We start from the raw sequence: 14517 nt of genomic DNA, 5'->3' as shown, positions 1-14517 counted from the left end.
CGGCTTCATCCGCCAGCACCAGTTCGAGAAGTGCGAGCTGGTCAGCATCGTGCGGCCCGAGGACTCCGAGGCGGAACACGACCGCATGATCCGCGCAGCGGAGACGATCCTCGAACGCCTGGAGCTTCCCTATCGCAAGCTGCTGCTGTGCACTGGCGACATGGGCTTCGGTGCGCGCAAGACCTATGACCTTGAGGTCTGGCTGCCGGGCCAGGGCGCGTTCCGAGAAATCAGCTCGTGTTCGAACACCGGCGATTTTCAGGCGCGGCGGATGAACACCCGCTACCGTCCGGCAGGCGAGCAGAAGACGACCCAGTTCGTCCACACCCTCAACGGCTCCGGCCTCGCGGTCGGGCGCACGCTGGTGGCGGTGCTGGAAAATTACCAGAACGAGGATGGCAGTGTCACGATCCCGTCCGCGCTGAAACCCTATATGGGCGGTATCGAGACACTCACGCCGGAGACATAATGCGCATCCTCCTCACCAATGACGACGGCATCCATGCCCCCGGCCTCGCGGTGCTGGAGGAGATCGCGCGTCAGTTCAGCGACGATATCTGGGTCTGCGCGCCGAGTGAGGAGCAGTCCGGCGCCGGCCATTCGCTGACGCTGAATCATCCGGTCCGGCTGCACAAGCATGGCGAGCGGCGCTTTTCCGTCACCGGCACCCCGACCGATTCGGTCACGCTGGGGCTGCGGCGGGTGGTCGATGCGGCGCCCGACGTGATCCTGTCCGGGGTCAACCGCGGTGCAAATCTGGGCGACGATATCACCTATTCCGGCACCGTCTCCGCCGCCATTGAAGGTGCGCTGGCGGGCATCCGCTCGATCGCCTTCAGCCAAGTCTATTCGCGCGAATGGGCCGGCGAAGCGGCATTCGATACTGCCCGGCAATGGGGCGCGAAGGTGCTGGCTCCGCTGCTCGAGACGCCGCTGCCCTCGCGCACGCTGATCAACGTCAATTTTCCTGCGGTTCCGCCGAAGATGGTGAAGGGCATCCGCGCCGTACGGCAGGGGTTTCACGATTACCTGCGCGGGACCGTGGTCGAGGGGCGTGACCCGCGCGGCCAGACCTATTACTGGTTCGGCCTGGACGCGATCGAGCACACGCTGGATCACGGCACCGATCTGGAGGCGATCGACGATGGCTATATCTCGGTGACCCCGCTCCAGCTCGATCTCACCCACCATTCCTCGATCGGCAATATCGCGGAGCGTTTCGCTCCATGATGCGGGCGTTCCCGAGCCATTCCCTACCGCTGCCCGCCGCTTTCATGGCGAGTTGGCAGGCTCGCCGGGAAAGGCACCGGTAATGCGTAACCGGCAATTGCCACCGCCGCGAATGCGGAAAGTATCACAGAAGGGGAAGCTGGCCCAGCCGCTGCGCCGGGCAGTGAAAATCCCGGTCTGGGGCGATCTCGGCATTCGGCTGGGCATAGCGCTGCTGCTGATCTTCATCGTCATAATGATCCACTGGTGGGACCGCGACGGGCTGGTGGATAATCTCGACGGCGAAGTCAGCTTTACCGATGTCGTTTATTTCACCATGATTTCCATCACCACAACCGGGTTCGGCGATATCGCGCCGATCACCGACCGGGCGCGGATGGTGGAAGCGATTATTGTGACCCCCGTCCGCATTGCCGTGCTCTTCATCTTTGTCGGTGCGGCGTATAGTTTCATCATCAAGCGCAGCTGGGAGAATTGGCGCATGGCGCGTATCCAGGGAAAACTTTCGGACCATATCGTGGTTCTGGGATACGGCGTCAGCGGATCGGAAGCCGTTGCCGAACTGATCGAACGCGGAACCGATCCGCACTGCATCGTGGTGATCGATCCGGACGAGGAGCGACTCGCGAGCGCGGAAGCGATCGGCTGCAATGTCATGGCGGGCGATTCGACTCGCGACGAAACGTTGCAAGCGGTGCGAATTGCGGAAGCACAGACCGTGCTGGTGTCCGCCGGACGGGACGATACTTCGATCCTGATCGTGTTGACCGTCCGCCATCTGGCGCCCGATGTGCCGATCAGTGTGGTGGTGCGCGCAAACGACAACGAACTGCTTGCCCGCCAGGCCGGAGCGAACAATGTCATCAATCCGGTCCGCTTTACCGGGCTGCTGCTGGCCGGATCTGCGAAGGGCGCGCATATCGCCGACTACCTTGCCGATCTCGCGTCGGTCAGCGGCCGCGTCCAACTGGTCGAACGCGCAGTCTTGCCCGAAGAATACGGCTCCTCGATAAGCAGCCTGAAGACCGGCGGCCGGGGTCTGCGGGTTTACCGCGACGGGGAGGCGCTGGGGTTCTGGGAAGATGCCTGCCAAAGCCTCCAGCCAGGAGATATCGTCGTCGAAATCATCCCGACGGAAAACGGCAACGGGGAAAGCGGCTAATTCCGCCCGTATTCACCTGCCTTACCGCAACCAGACGAAAACCGCGCCCATCGCCGCCATTCCCACCAGAAAATGTCCGGCATCGATCGCAAACAATGTGCCCGACCGGCGCTGGAACAGATAGTTGATTCCGATCGCCGGGATCATCAGCCCGATTGCATAGCCGACCGATATCATCATGATTGCCTGCGTACTGGGCTCGCTGCGGGCGAACTGGTGGCCGAGTGTCAGCGCAATCAACAATTCGAACAGGAAACACAGGCCGAAAATCACCGCCATATTGCCGCCGGCCATCTGTTCTTCGGTCAGTCCGGCTTCGCGCTGCCAGACCTTTCCGAACAGCGCCCCGTACCACACCATCCCAACTACGAAAAACGCCAGCGCGCCCAAAATGACCGCCAGCAGATCAATATCACCCATCGGATTGCCCTCCATCTCCGTCCCCCGATTGCCGCTATAGCGCATCGCGCACTTCAGGTGTAGAGGGCGCGGCAATCATGAATACCGCAACCACAATTTCAGACCAGAAGAAGGTCGGCATGGTCAGCCTCGGCTGTCCCAAGGCGCTGGTCGATTCCGAACGGATCCTCACCCGGCTGCGCGCCGATGGATATGCCATGTCCCCCGACTATGCCGGCGCCGACGTGGTGCTGGTCAACACCTGCGGCTTTCTCGACAGCGCCAAGGAAGAAAGCCTGGCCGCCATCGGGGAGGCAATCGCCGAAAACGGCCGGGTGATCGTGACCGGGTGCATGGGCGACGAGGCGGACGCGATCCGCGCCGCGCATCCCCAGGTCCTGGCGATCACCGGCGCGCACCAATATGAAGATGTGGTGGCCGCGGTGCACGAAGCCGCGCCTCCGGGTCAGGGGCCCTATGTCGACCTGATCCCCCAGCCGGATATCAAACTGACTCCGCGTCATTACAGCTATCTCAAGATTTCCGAAGGCTGCAACCACAGCTGTTCGTTCTGCATCATCCCCGACCTGCGCGGAAAACTGGCCAGCCGCCGGATCGATGCCGTGCTGCGCGAAGCAGAGAAGCTGGTCGCCGCAGGCACCAGGGAATTGCTGGTCATTTCGCAGGACACCAGTGCTTACGGGGTCGACACGCGGCACGATGTCCGGACCTGGAAAGGCCGCGAAGTCCGCGCCCACATGACCGATCTCGCCCGCGAGCTCGGCCAATTGCGCACGCCGGACGGGCTGGCCCCGTGGACCCGGCTGCATTACGTCTATCCCTATCCGCACGTCGACGCGGTCATCCCGCTGATGGCCGAGGGGCTGCTGACCCCCTATCTCGACATTCCGTTCCAGCACGCCTCGCCGTCCGTCCTCAAACGCATGAAGCGCCCGGCGAACGAGGCGAAAGTTCTCGAACGGCTGAAAAGCTGGCGCGAAATCTGTCCCGATATCGCGGTGCGTTCCAGCTTCGTGGTGGGTTTCCCCGGCGAGACCGAGGCCGATTTCGATTATCTGGTGGAATGGCTGGAGGAAGCGCAGCTGGACCGCGTGGGCGCATTCCGGTTCGAACCCGTGGCCGGCGCGCAGGCCAACGCCCTGCCCGACCATGTGCCGGAAGAGGTGAAGGAAGAACGCTACGCCCGGTTGATGGAAGTCACCGCGCGGATCAGTGCGGCCAAGCTGGAAGCCAAGGTCGGCCGCACGCTGCCGGTCATCATCGACGAGGTTGGCGAGCCGGACGAGGATGGCGACGTCGGCGCAACCGGCCGCAGCCAGGCCGACGCGCCCGAAATCGACGGCAATGTCTATCTCCGGAATGTACCGCAATCGCTGGCACCCGGCGATTTCGTCATGGCGGAGGTCGAGGATGCCGACGCGCATGATCTGTTCGGGGTGATCGTTTGATCCGGGAAACCTTGGCACCAATCCGGCCCGCGGAGCATTCATCTGCCATGACCGTCAAGATTTCCGTGCGCCTGCTGTTCGAACTGGCCGAGCCGACCGACACCATGCTGCAGTTCGAAGCGGCGGCGATCCCGGAACAGCACATCCTTTCGGCGCAGACCGCGATGGGCCGGGCTGTGCATTGCGCACGCGTGGCCGCGCAGGATTCAATCGGCGAACGGCTGATGCTGCGGATCGAAGGCAAGCAGGCGATCGATTACGACGCGGTGGTTAGGGTCAATCGCAAACTGCCGGACATATCCAGCCTGAAGGCATTGAGGCCGCACGAACTGCCCGGCGAGGCAATCCAGTATCTGCTCGATTCGCGCTACTGCCTGGCCGACAAGTTCCGGTCCTTCGTAGATTCCGAATTCGAGGGGCTTCGGGGCGGTGCACAGATTGCCGCCATGCGCGACTGGATCCAGGGCCATTTCGTCTACACGCCAGGCAGTTCGAACGGCGAGACTACCGCGCTCGACACCTTTATCGAACGGCGCGGCGTGTGCCGCGATTATGCGCATGTGATGGTGACGCTCGCGCGCGCGGCAGGCGTTCCGGCGCGCTACTGCAGCGTTTACGCGCCCGGAGTGGAACCACCCGATTTCCACGCGGTCGCCGAGGTTTTCCTGGCGGACCCGGATGGTCCCGGCGGCACCTGGCAATTGGTGGACGCAACCGGCATGGCAGACGCAGCCGAGACGGTGAAGATCGGGGTGGGCCGCGATGCCGCCGACGTCAGCTTCATGACGACGTTCGGAATGGCGAACCTGATTTACAAGGACGTGCAGGTTTCCACAATCTGAGCGGGGAACCCGCGCAGTGCATTCGTATTTGCGCAGTGTGGGCCGTGACATTGTCGGCGCTTGCGCATAGCCCCTATCCTGGGCTGTAATGGACCGGTTACCGCAAGGATATTGAGCACATGAACTTCACCGCAGACCGCTTGCTCCTGTTCGGCGCGACGGGCGATCTTTCGCAGCGTATGTTGCTGCCTTCGCTTTGCGCGCTGGATGCGGACGGGCTGCTCGGCCCCCATGTGCGGATCATCGGCACCGCCCGATCCGAATTCAGTGACGGAGAGTTCCGCAATTTCGCCCGCGCCGCCCTGGAGAAATTCCTCCCTGCCGACCGCCGCGGTTCCATGGCGAGCTTCCTCAACCGGCTGAGCTATCAGAAACTCGACGCCACCACGCTCGACGGGTTTGACGATCTGGCCGTCAAAGTCGGCAAGCCGGAACATGGCCTGGCCATTTTCCTGTCGACTGCGCCCAGCCTGTTCGAACCGACGATCGCCGGATTGCAGCACGCCGGACTGGCCACCGGCAATGTCCGGATCGGCCTCGAAAAGCCGCTCGGCACCGATCTGGCGAGCTCCCGCGAAATCAACGACGCGGTTGCCTCCGCCTTCAGCGAGAGCAGGATTTACCGGATCGATCACTATCTGGGCAAGGAAACCGTCCAGAACCTGCTGGCGCTGCGTTTTGCCAACATCCTGTTCGAACCGCTATGGAACGCGGCGCATATCGATCATGTCCAGATTACCGTAGCGGAAACCGTGGGGCTGGAAGGCCGTGTGGCCTTTTACGACGATGCGGGCGCGATCCGCGACATGGTCCAGAACCATATGCTGCAATTGCTGGCGCTGGTGGCGATGGAACCGCCGGGCAGTTTCGATGCAACTTCCGTGCGGGACGAAAAGGTCAAGGTGCTGCGCTCGCTGCGCGAGGTTGAGATCGGCGAAACGGTCACCGGCCAATACCGCGCAGGGGCAATCTCCGGCAAGGCGGTTCCCGGCTATGACGAGGAACTTGAGAAGGCCTCGAACACTGAGACCTTCGTGGCGATCAAGGCCCATGTCGACAACTGGCGCTGGAAAGGTGTGCCGTTCTACCTCCGCACCGGCAAACGCCTGCCCGAACGGGTAACCGAAATTGTTGTCCAGTTCCGCCGCGTGCCCCATTCGATTTTTGCGGGGCCAAAGAGCAAGGGGGGCGGCGCCAAAATGATCCCCAACCGGCTGGTGATCGGCATCCAGCCCAAGGAAAACATCAGCCTGTCGCTGATGGCCAAGGTGCCCGGTTTGGACCGCGACGGCATCCGCTTGCGCAGCGTGCCGCTGGACATCGCCATGCCCGACGCCTTTACTGGAACCCACAACCGGATCGCCTACGAACGGCTGTTGCTCGACCTGATCGAAGGCGACCAGACCCTGTTCGTCCGCCGCGACGAAGTGGAGGCGCAATGGGAATGGATCGACGGGATCCGCGCCCTGTGGGCCGAACAGGGGCTGGAGCCGAAAACCTACACTGCCGGCAGCTGGGGCCCCAGCGCCGCCATCGCGCTGGCAGAACGCGACGGAGTTACCTGGCATGAGTGATCTCTCCTCTTTTCCTCCCCTCCTCTTCAGAGGAGGGGCAGCGAGACTTGGTTCGGCGCAGCCGGGCCTAGTCGCAGCGGGGTGGTGCCCTTCCGCAAACGGCGCTGGCGCGCCGATACCACCCCCAAACCCCTCCTCTGAAGAGGAGGGGACATTATGACGTCCCTGCACCCCACGCTCGACCGCGTCACCGACCGGATCATCGAACGCTCGAAAGACAGCCGCTGCGCCTATCTCGAACTGATCGAACACGAGGCCGCCAACCAGCCGGACCGCAACGCCGTATCCTGCTCCAACCTTGCCCATGCCTATGCCGGGGCGCAGGAAGATCAGGCAAAACTGAAAACCGGCCGCGGCGTCAATATCGGCATCGTCACCGCCTACAACGATATGCTCTCCGCCCATCAGCCCTATGGCCGCTATCCCGAACGGCTGAAGATTTACGCCCGCGAAGTGGGTGCCACGGCGCAGGTCGCGGGCGGGACCCCGGCCATGTGCGACGGGGTAACGCAGGGGCAGAACGGGATGGAGCTATCGCTGTTCAGCCGCGACGTGATCGCGCTCAGCACCGCGGTCGCGCTCAGCCATGCGATGTATGACGGCAGTCTGTTGCTCGGGATTTGCGACAAGATCGTACCCGGGCTGGTGATCGGTGCGCTGCGGTTCGGCCATCTGCCGGCGATTTTCGTCCCCAGCGGCCCGATGCCCACCGGGATTGCCAACAAGGAAAAGCAGCGCGTCCGCCAGCTCTATGCCGAAGGCAAGGCGACCCGTGCGGACCTGCTGGAAAGCGAAAGCGGCAGCTATCATTCACCCGGCACCTGCACATTCTACGGCACCGCAAATTCCAACCAGATGATGATGGAAATGATGGGCCTGCACATTCCCGGCGCGGCGTTCATCCAGCCGGGCACGAAGCTGCGGCAGGCGCTGGACCGGGCTGCCGTGCACCGGGTGGCGGCTATCGGCAAGGACGGGAACGATTACCGGCCGCTGGGCCGCTGCATCGACGAAAAGGCGATCGTGAACGCTGCGGTGGGCCTGCTCGCCACGGGCGGATCGACTAATCACGCGATCCATATTCCGGCAATGGCCCGGGCTGCGGGCGTCATCATCGACTGGACCGACCTCGACGAATTATCCTCCGCCGTGCCGCTGCTGGCGCGCGTCTATCCCAACGGATCGGGCGATGTGAACCATTTCCACGATGCCGGGGGAATGGGCTATGTAATCGGCCAGTTGCTCGGCGCAGGCCTCGCGCACCGCGACATCCTGACCGTCGGCGGAGCGGATTTGGGAGCTTATGCGGAGGAACCCTGTCTGGCGGCCGTCAGCACTTCAGACCCGCTCCTCCGCGAAGGCGGGGGCCCAGGGGTCTCTGATACTGCACCTGGATCATCTGGGTCCCCGCCTGCGCGGGGAAGCAGTGACGCTTTGAAGCTTGCCTGGCGCCCCGTGGGAGCGAGCGGCGACGAGACGATGCTGCGCCCAGTGACGGACCCGTTCCTGCCCGATGGCGGGATGCGGCTTGTGACCGGCAATCTCGGGCGTGCCACCTTCAAGACCAGTGCCGTCGACCCCGAACGCTATACCATCGAGGCGCCGTGCCGGGTGTTCCATACCCAGCACGCAGTGGCGGAAGCCTTCGCCAAGGGAGAACTCGACCGCGACGTGGTGGTCGTCGTCCGGTTTCAGGGACCGCGCGCCAACGGAATGCCGGAATTGCACGCGCTGACCCCGCCGCTCGGCGTCTTGCAGGACCGGGGTTACAAGGTCGCACTGGTTACTGACGGGCGGATGTCCGGAGCCAGCGGCAAGGTGCCCGCCGCGATCCATTGTTCGCCCGAGGCGCTTGGCGGCGGCCCGCTGTCTCTGCTGCAGGATGGCGATGTGGTTCGCCTGTGCGCCGTAACCGGCACACTGTCGACCACTGCCGACCTGTCGGTGCGGGAGCCCGCCGATCCTCCGCCGCCCGCCAGCGGCACGGGCCGCGAATTGTTCGCCATGTTCCGCCACGCCGCCGATGAAGCGGAAAAGGGCGGCTCGGCAATGCTAGCGGCGGCAGGACTATGAGCTACGATCTCGTCACTGTCGATATTGGCGGCACACACGCGCGCTTTGCCATTGCCACTGTCGCGGACGATGGCACGATCACGCTGGGAGAGCCGGAGACGCTCCACACCGAGGACCATGCCAGTTTCCAGACCGCGTGGGAGGATTTCCGCAAGCGCTGTGGCGGCACCCTGCCCCGCGCAGTCGCGATGGCGATTGCCGGTCCGGTCGGCGGCGATTTGATCCGGTTCACCAACAATCCGTGGATCATCCGCCCGGCGCTGGTGAAGGAAAAACTCGGCGTCGACCAATTCGTCATCGTCAACGATTTCGAGGCGGTTGCCCACGCCGTCGCGCGCGCGACCGACGACCAGTTCATCCATCTGACCGGACCCGAAGGTCCGCTGCCGCGAACGGGCCGCCTCACCGTCCTCGGACCCGGGACCGGCCTGGGCGTGGCCCATCTCTACCGCGAGCCGACCGGCGAATACCGGGTTTCGGCGACCGAGGGCGGGCATATCGACTTCGCCCCGCTCGATTCGATCGAGGACGCGATCCTCGCCCGCCTGCGCAAGCGCCACAACCGGGTGTCGGTGGAACGCGTGGTTGCGGGTCCGGCTATTTCGGACATTTACCAGACGCTGGCAGCGATGGAGGGCAAGGCGGTGACGGAGGAGGACGATATCGCCATCTGGACCCGCGGGCAGGACGGCAGCGACAGCCTGGCCGCCGCCGCCGTCGACCGGTTCTGCATGTCGCTCGGCAGCGTCGCGGGCGATATGGCGCTGGCCCACGGAGCCAAGGGCGTGGTGATCGCGGGCGGGCTTGGATACCGCATCCGTGATGCGCTGCTCGCATCGGGTTTTGCCGAACGCTTTCGTGCCAAGGGCCGCTTCGAAACCATGATGGCCGGCATCCCGGTCAAGCTGATAGTGCATCCGCAACCCGGCCTGTTCGGCGCTGCGGCAGCCTTCGCCATGGAAGCCGGAACCGCGCAGAAGACCAAGGGAAATCCAACGTGAAACCTATCGAAACCATCATGCGGTCCGCACCGGTCATCCCGGTGATCGTGATCGACGACCTCGACCACGCAGTGCCGCTGGCGCAGGCGTTGGTGGCCGGCGGCCTGAATGTGCTCGAAGTCACCTTGCGCACACCGCAGGCGCTCGACGCCATCCGCGCCATGAAGCAGGTCGAAGGCGCCATCGTCGGCGCGGGCACCGTCATCAACCCGAAGGATCTGGATGCAGCCCTGGAGGCCGGCAGCGAATTCATCGTCTCGCCCGGCCTCACGCCACTGCTCGCCAAGGCGGCGATCGACCGCGATGTGCCATTCCTGCCGGGCATTGCCAACGCCGGGGACATCATGATGGGGCTGGACCTCGGCCTCACGCATTTCAAGTTCTTCCCGGCCATGGCTGCAGGCGGCTTGCCTGCACTGAAGGCTCTTGCGGCACCGTTCGGCCAGTGCAAGTTCTGCCCGACTGGCGGGATCAGCCTGGCCAACGCGCCCCAATGGCTCGCTTTCGATCCAGTGCTGTGCGTCGGCGGCAGCTGGGTTGCCCCTCCGGGAAATCCCGACGTTCCCAGGATCGAAGCCGTGGCCCGCCAGGCCGCCGGGATGGGCAGCGCGGGGCCGGGAACGGCTGCTACATGATTGTGTTCGAGAACACTGTCGCCGGGCTGACGGAACGCCTGCAACAGATGCACGCCCGAACACGTGAAACGCCGCTATTCAACCCGGTGTTCCAGCTCTCGCTCGATTTGTCCCGCAAGTTGGAAAATGGCGAACTGACGCTTGACCATGTGCAGAATTTGGTGAGCGAACTTGACTGCGACGCCTTGCAGAGCCGTGCCAAACGCCTGCGGCGGTTGGTCGCGCCCGTTTCGCGCGACGCCAATCTTGCGGCGCTGACATCGCGGGACGGCGAGGCCGGTTTCGAGGGTTTCCGGGCGCGGTGGGAACAACCGGCCATGCACGCGGTATTCACCGCCCACCCCACATTCCTGCTTTCCCCTGCGCAGACCGGCGCCATAGCCGCAGCCGCCAGCAGCGACGAGGACATCTCCGATTCGGTCTGCACCGTGTCCGGCGAACGCCCCGAGATCACTCTTACCTACGAGCATGGGCGAGCGATGGATGCGATCTCCCATGCACAGGACGCCCGCGATACTATTGTGAGCCAGACGCTGGCCCAGGCCCGCGCCAAATGGCCCGACCGATGGCTCGAACTGACCCCACTACCGGTCCGCTTCGCCAGCTGGGTGGGCTACGACATGGACGGGCGGACGGACATCGACTGGTTCGATTCTATCGGCTTCCGTCTTTCGGAAAAGGCGCAGCGGCTGGACCGCTATGCTGCATCCCTCGCCGGGTTCGACAGCGAACATCCGCTGTTTGCGAAATTGCGGGCCGCCGCAGAATACACACGCCAGCGCACCGAAGATTTCCGCGCCGACCTGTCCGATCCGGCCCGGCTGTCTGGGGCCGCCAACCGGCTGACGCGGGACGATCCGGCGAAGCTGCTGTCACTGGCCCCGCTGATCGCGGAACTGGAAGATGAAGCCCGCAGCGCCGAGCCGGGCCGCGCGCAGCACCTCAAGACACTGGCGGCCGCGATGCGCGCCGACGGGCTGGGCATGAGCTGGATCCATTTCCGGGTCAACTCGAGCCAGCTCCACAACGCCATCCGGCGGTTGATCGACCCCGACAACACGCTTGACCTCGGCAGCAAGGGCGCAATGGCGACCTTGCGCGAATTGCTGGCCAGCGTGAAGCCCCTACGTTCGAACTTCGCCGCGCTGGCGATCGAAAGCAGCACCGCGATCCGCCAGTTCCTGGCAATGGCGCAGATCCTGCACCATGTGGACAGCGACGCGCCGATCAGGATGCTGATTGCCGAATGCGAACAGCCCAGCACGATCCTCGCCGCGCTCTATTTCAGCCGTCTGTTCGGAATCGAGGACAAGGTCGATGTGTCGCCGCTGTTCGAAACCGAAAGCGCGCTGGAACATGGCGGGCGCTTCCTCGACGCGCTACTGGCCGAACCGATCTACCAGGATTACGCCCGGGTCCGCGGCCGGGTGGCGATCCAGACGGGCTTTTCCGACGCCGGCCGCTTTGTCGGGCAGATACCCGCCAGCCTGGCGATAGAGCGGCTGCAGGGCCGGCTGGCGGACGCGATGCGAAGCAACGGGCTCACCGATGTCGCCGCGCTGATTTTCAACACGCATGGTGAAAGCATGGGCCGCGGTGCACATCCCGAAAGTTTCGCGGACCGGCTGGATTGGCCGCTCAGCGCGTGGACCCGCCGCCGCTTCATTCGGGCGGGCATCCGGCTGGAACCGGAAGTGAGCTTCCAGGGCGGCGACGGCTATATGTTCTTCGCCACGCCCGAACTGGCGCTAGCAACACTCACCCGGATTGCCGAAAACCGGCCCTCCGATACCGACCCCGATGCGCCGACCGATCCGTTCTACCGGCGGACCGACCTCAGCCTCGATTTCTATCGGGCGATCCGGGCGCACCAGCGGGATCATCTGGAAAGCTCGACCTATGCCCGCGCGATTACCGCCTTCGGGCTGGGCCTGCTGAACGAAACCGGCAGCCGCAAGTCGCGCCGCCAATCGGATCTGTCCGCCGACCGGGATATGAACCTGCGCCAGATCCGCGCCATCCCGCATAACGCGATCCTGCAGCAACTGGGTTATCCGGTGAATGTCATTGCGGGTGTCGGCAGCGCCGCCGACGGCAATTACGAAGACATTGCCGCGCTACTGCAGGAAAGCGAACGCGGCCGCCAGCTGGTCCGGCTACTGCGCGCCGCAAATGCGCTCGCCAGCATCAAGACGGTCGCGGCGTTCGGCGAATTGTTCAATTCTGCCTATTGGGCCAGTCGGCCTTATCGCGGCACCGAAAGCCATTTGTCCGATGCGTGCGAGGCGCTGGCGGAATATCTCACCAAGGATGACCGCACCGGCGTGTTCCGCCGCCTGGCCAGTCGGCTGCGGGTGGATGCGCTGAAGCTGCACCGCCTGCTCGACCTGATCCCGGACGAGGCACCCTTGCCCGACCGGGAACACACCCGCCGCACGATCGGCGTGCTTCAGGCACTGCGACTGGCGCTGCTCCAACACATGTTCCTCAAGGCCGTATCGATCCCCGCGTTCAGCCGGGCCAACGACATCAGCCGCGACGACGTGCTGGAAATGGTCTTTACCCTGCGGATCGACGATGCGCTGGAGCAACTGCGCCGCGCCTATCCGACCAGCTTCCCGCAATTGGCGGATTTCGACATCGAGGAACCGAGCGATTATCCCGATGGAGACGGAGCGGGTTATTCCGCAATCCAGCGCGACTATATCGACCCGCTGGAACGGGCCTATGGTCTGACGCTGCAGATCGGCACCGCCATCGCCAACGTATTCGGCGCGCACGGGTAGTCCGCGGCAGCGAGGCTTTAATTTCCGCCGGTCCGGCGTCTCGCCATGGGACGCGTGATCGCCGGCTCTGGCAAATCGGGCGGTTTGGCGGCATTATCGGCGCATGGACCCGATGATGAAGTGGTTTGGCGGCGCGACCGCTGCGGTGGTGCTGGCGATCGGCGGTGCTACGCTAGCGGGCGACGCTATGTCCGGCAGCACCGGGAATGTCGCACAGCAATCCGCAGCGCCCCTGCCTCCCGCGCTGGAAAGGATTTCCGAACCGCTCGTCCAGCCCATTGCCGCAGCCGAACTTGCTGCAAAGCCAGAACCGATGGTGATCAAGCGGATCCTCCCGATCACCGAACCGATCAAATACGGCGAATGGCACTGGGACGATGCCGGGGTGCCTGAGGGGCCATTGATCATCACCGTCGATCTCGAAGCGCGCGTAATCTCGGTGTTTCGGGGCGGATATGAAATCGGCGCGGCGGCGGTGCTGCTGGGCACCGACGAGCACCCGACGCCGCTCGGCATTTTCCCAATCCTGACCAGGGAACGGCATAATGTTTCGGAGAAGTACAACAACGCCCCGATGCCCTGGACGCTGCGCCTGACCTGGGACGGGGTCGCGATACATGGCGGCTCTACGGTCGAAAACGGGTATGCGAGCCACGGCTGCGTGGCGGCGCCGGACGGTTTCATGGACAAATTGTACAAGGTTGCGGCCAAGGGGGACAAAGTCGTGATCACGCGCGGAAAGCGCATCGGAATGGGTGACCCGATCCTCTAGTTCTTGCGGGTCCTGGGCTCCGGAACGAACAGCCAGCCGCCATTCTTCGCCTTCGCCAGGACACCGCCGAGCGATCCGGCCTCCCCTGCTTCCAGCAAGTCGGTAAGCCTGGCCGCAGCACTGCCGCGCGGCGTCTCGCCAAGTCGGGAGATGATGCGGACCACTATCCTGATCCGGATTGCGCGCGGTGCCCCCGGAATATACCGAAACCCGCGACCTTCCGCCGTTACCGCTTCCTGCCATTCGCGGTCCGCGGCCCATTCAAGCGCGGCATCGGCGTCGGCCAGATGGCCCGCCGCGGCGGCCAGGGCCAGCGGGTCGATCCAACCGGCGTCGGCCAGTGCCCGCCGCATTCGAACACGGTCGAACCGTTCGTCGGCGTTGGAAGGATCCTCCGCTGCCGGAACGCCCGCGCCTTCCACTACCTGAGCAAGTTCCGCGCGGTGCCAGCCAAGCAGGGGACGCAGCAGGGCAAGCTGACTATCCTGCACCAGCCCCCGCGCGCGCACTCCGGCGAGACCGGCAACCCCGCTGCCGCGGTTGAGCCGCATCAGCAGCGTTTCGGCCTGGTCGT

The 14517-nt window shown here is 64.3% G+C and carries 13 protein-coding genes; 11 read left to right on the top strand and 2 right to left on the bottom strand.

The genetic code is table 11. The features are described from left to right. The 3 genes from U0988_RS00870 to U0988_RS00860 form a co-directional block, all read left to right on the top strand. A partial coding sequence (locus U0988_RS00870; RefSeq protein WP_322290767.1) for an aminoacyl--tRNA ligase-related protein occupies positions 1 to 469 on the top strand: 469 nt, incomplete at its 5' end. Continuing rightward, positions 469 to 1230, top strand: a complete 762-nt coding sequence (surE, locus tag U0988_RS00865; RefSeq protein ID WP_322290766.1) for a 5'/3'-nucleotidase SurE — start codon at positions 469 to 471, stop codon at positions 1228 to 1230. The genes U0988_RS00870 and surE, both read left to right, overlap by 1 nt. A gap of 112 nt (positions 1231 to 1342) precedes the next feature. Beyond that, a complete protein-coding gene (locus U0988_RS00860) occupies positions 1343 to 2392 on the top strand; it encodes a potassium channel family protein (RefSeq protein WP_322290765.1) in 1050 nt (349 codons plus the stop codon). A 21-nt stretch (positions 2393 to 2413) separates the two neighbouring features. Here the strand turns inward: U0988_RS00860 and U0988_RS00855 are convergent, their stop codons facing one another. Further along, a complete protein-coding gene (locus U0988_RS00855; RefSeq protein WP_322290764.1) occupies positions 2414 to 2812 on the bottom strand; it encodes a DUF1761 domain-containing protein in 399 nt (132 codons plus the stop codon). Between the two features lie 77 nt (positions 2813 to 2889). Between U0988_RS00855 and rimO the strand changes: the two genes are divergently transcribed. The 8 genes from rimO (at position 2890) to U0988_RS00815 (ending at position 13943) form a co-directional block, all read left to right on the top strand. Continuing rightward, entirely contained in the window at positions 2890 to 4260 is a 1371-nt protein-coding gene (rimO, locus tag U0988_RS00850) for a 30S ribosomal protein S12 methylthiotransferase RimO (RefSeq protein ID WP_322290763.1), read from the top strand. 47 nt (positions 4261 to 4307) lie between these two features. Further along, positions 4308 to 5102, top strand: a complete 795-nt coding sequence (locus tag U0988_RS00845; RefSeq protein WP_322290762.1) for a transglutaminase family protein — start codon at positions 4308 to 4310, stop codon at positions 5100 to 5102. Positions 5103 to 5221: 119 nt separating this feature from the next. Continuing rightward, positions 5222 to 6676 (top strand): glucose-6-phosphate dehydrogenase, encoded by a 1455-nt coding sequence (zwf, locus tag U0988_RS00840; protein ID WP_322290761.1) that lies wholly within the window; start codon positions 5222 to 5224, stop codon positions 6674 to 6676. Between the two features lie 156 nt (positions 6677 to 6832). Then, entirely contained in the window at positions 6833 to 8749 is a 1917-nt protein-coding gene (locus U0988_RS00835) for a dihydroxy-acid dehydratase (protein ID WP_322290760.1), read from the top strand. Continuing rightward, complete coding sequence (gene glk, locus U0988_RS00830; protein WP_322290759.1) at positions 8746 to 9750, top strand: glucokinase; 1005 nt, start codon at positions 8746 to 8748, stop codon at positions 9748 to 9750. The genes U0988_RS00835 and glk overlap by 4 nt, the downstream gene beginning before the upstream one ends. Continuing rightward, positions 9747 to 10385 (top strand): bifunctional 4-hydroxy-2-oxoglutarate aldolase/2-dehydro-3-deoxy-phosphogluconate aldolase, encoded by a 639-nt coding sequence (gene eda, locus U0988_RS00825; protein ID WP_322290758.1) that lies wholly within the window; start codon positions 9747 to 9749, stop codon positions 10383 to 10385. Before glk ends, eda begins: the two co-directional genes overlap by 4 nt. Next, positions 10382 to 13171, top strand: a complete 2790-nt coding sequence (locus tag U0988_RS00820) for a phosphoenolpyruvate carboxylase (protein WP_322290757.1) — start codon at positions 10382 to 10384, stop codon at positions 13169 to 13171. Before eda ends, U0988_RS00820 begins: the two co-directional genes overlap by 4 nt. A 103-nt stretch (positions 13172 to 13274) precedes the next feature. Continuing rightward, the gene (locus U0988_RS00815) at positions 13275 to 13943 is read left to right on the top strand and encodes a L,D-transpeptidase family protein (protein ID WP_322290756.1); all 669 of its coding nucleotides are present in this window, start codon (positions 13275 to 13277) and stop codon (positions 13941 to 13943) included. Here U0988_RS00815 and U0988_RS00810 read toward each other — a convergent pair. Then, on the bottom strand, positions 13940 to 14517 hold a 578-nt coding region (locus U0988_RS00810), incomplete at its 5' end, for an ATP-binding protein (RefSeq protein ID WP_322290755.1). The two genes, U0988_RS00815 and U0988_RS00810, sit on opposite strands and share 4 nt — an antisense overlap.

It is taken from the genome of Allopontixanthobacter sp., assembly GCF_034376665.1.
Taxonomy (GTDB): Bacteria; Pseudomonadota; Alphaproteobacteria; order Sphingomonadales; family Sphingomonadaceae; genus Allopontixanthobacter.
This window is presented reverse-complemented; position numbering and strand designations above follow the sequence as displayed.

What these genes read in the sequence shown, in the direction of transcription:
- surE (WP_322290766.1), top strand. Translation starts at nt 469, where the DNA reads ATGCGCATCCTCCTCACCAATGACGACGGCATCCATGCCCCCGGCCTC.
- U0988_RS00860 (WP_322290765.1), top strand. Translation starts at nt 1,343, where the DNA reads ATGCGGAAAGTATCACAGAAGGGGAAGCTGGCCCAGCCGCTGCGCCGG.
- U0988_RS00855 (WP_322290764.1), bottom strand. Translation starts at nt 2,812, where the DNA reads ATGGGTGATATTGATCTGCTGGCGGTCATTTTGGGCGCGCTGGCGTTT.
- rimO (WP_322290763.1), top strand. Translation starts at nt 2,890, where the DNA reads ATGAATACCGCAACCACAATTTCAGACCAGAAGAAGGTCGGCATGGTC.
- U0988_RS00845 (WP_322290762.1), top strand. Translation starts at nt 4,308, where the DNA reads ATGACCGTCAAGATTTCCGTGCGCCTGCTGTTCGAACTGGCCGAGCCG.
- zwf (WP_322290761.1), top strand. Translation starts at nt 5,222, where the DNA reads ATGAACTTCACCGCAGACCGCTTGCTCCTGTTCGGCGCGACGGGCGAT.
- U0988_RS00835 (WP_322290760.1), top strand. Translation starts at nt 6,833, where the DNA reads ATGACGTCCCTGCACCCCACGCTCGACCGCGTCACCGACCGGATCATC.
- glk (WP_322290759.1), top strand. Translation starts at nt 8,746, where the DNA reads ATGAGCTACGATCTCGTCACTGTCGATATTGGCGGCACACACGCGCGC.
- U0988_RS00820 (WP_322290757.1), top strand. Translation starts at nt 10,382, where the DNA reads ATGATTGTGTTCGAGAACACTGTCGCCGGGCTGACGGAACGCCTGCAA.
- U0988_RS00815 (WP_322290756.1), top strand. Translation starts at nt 13,275, where the DNA reads ATGGACCCGATGATGAAGTGGTTTGGCGGCGCGACCGCTGCGGTGGTG.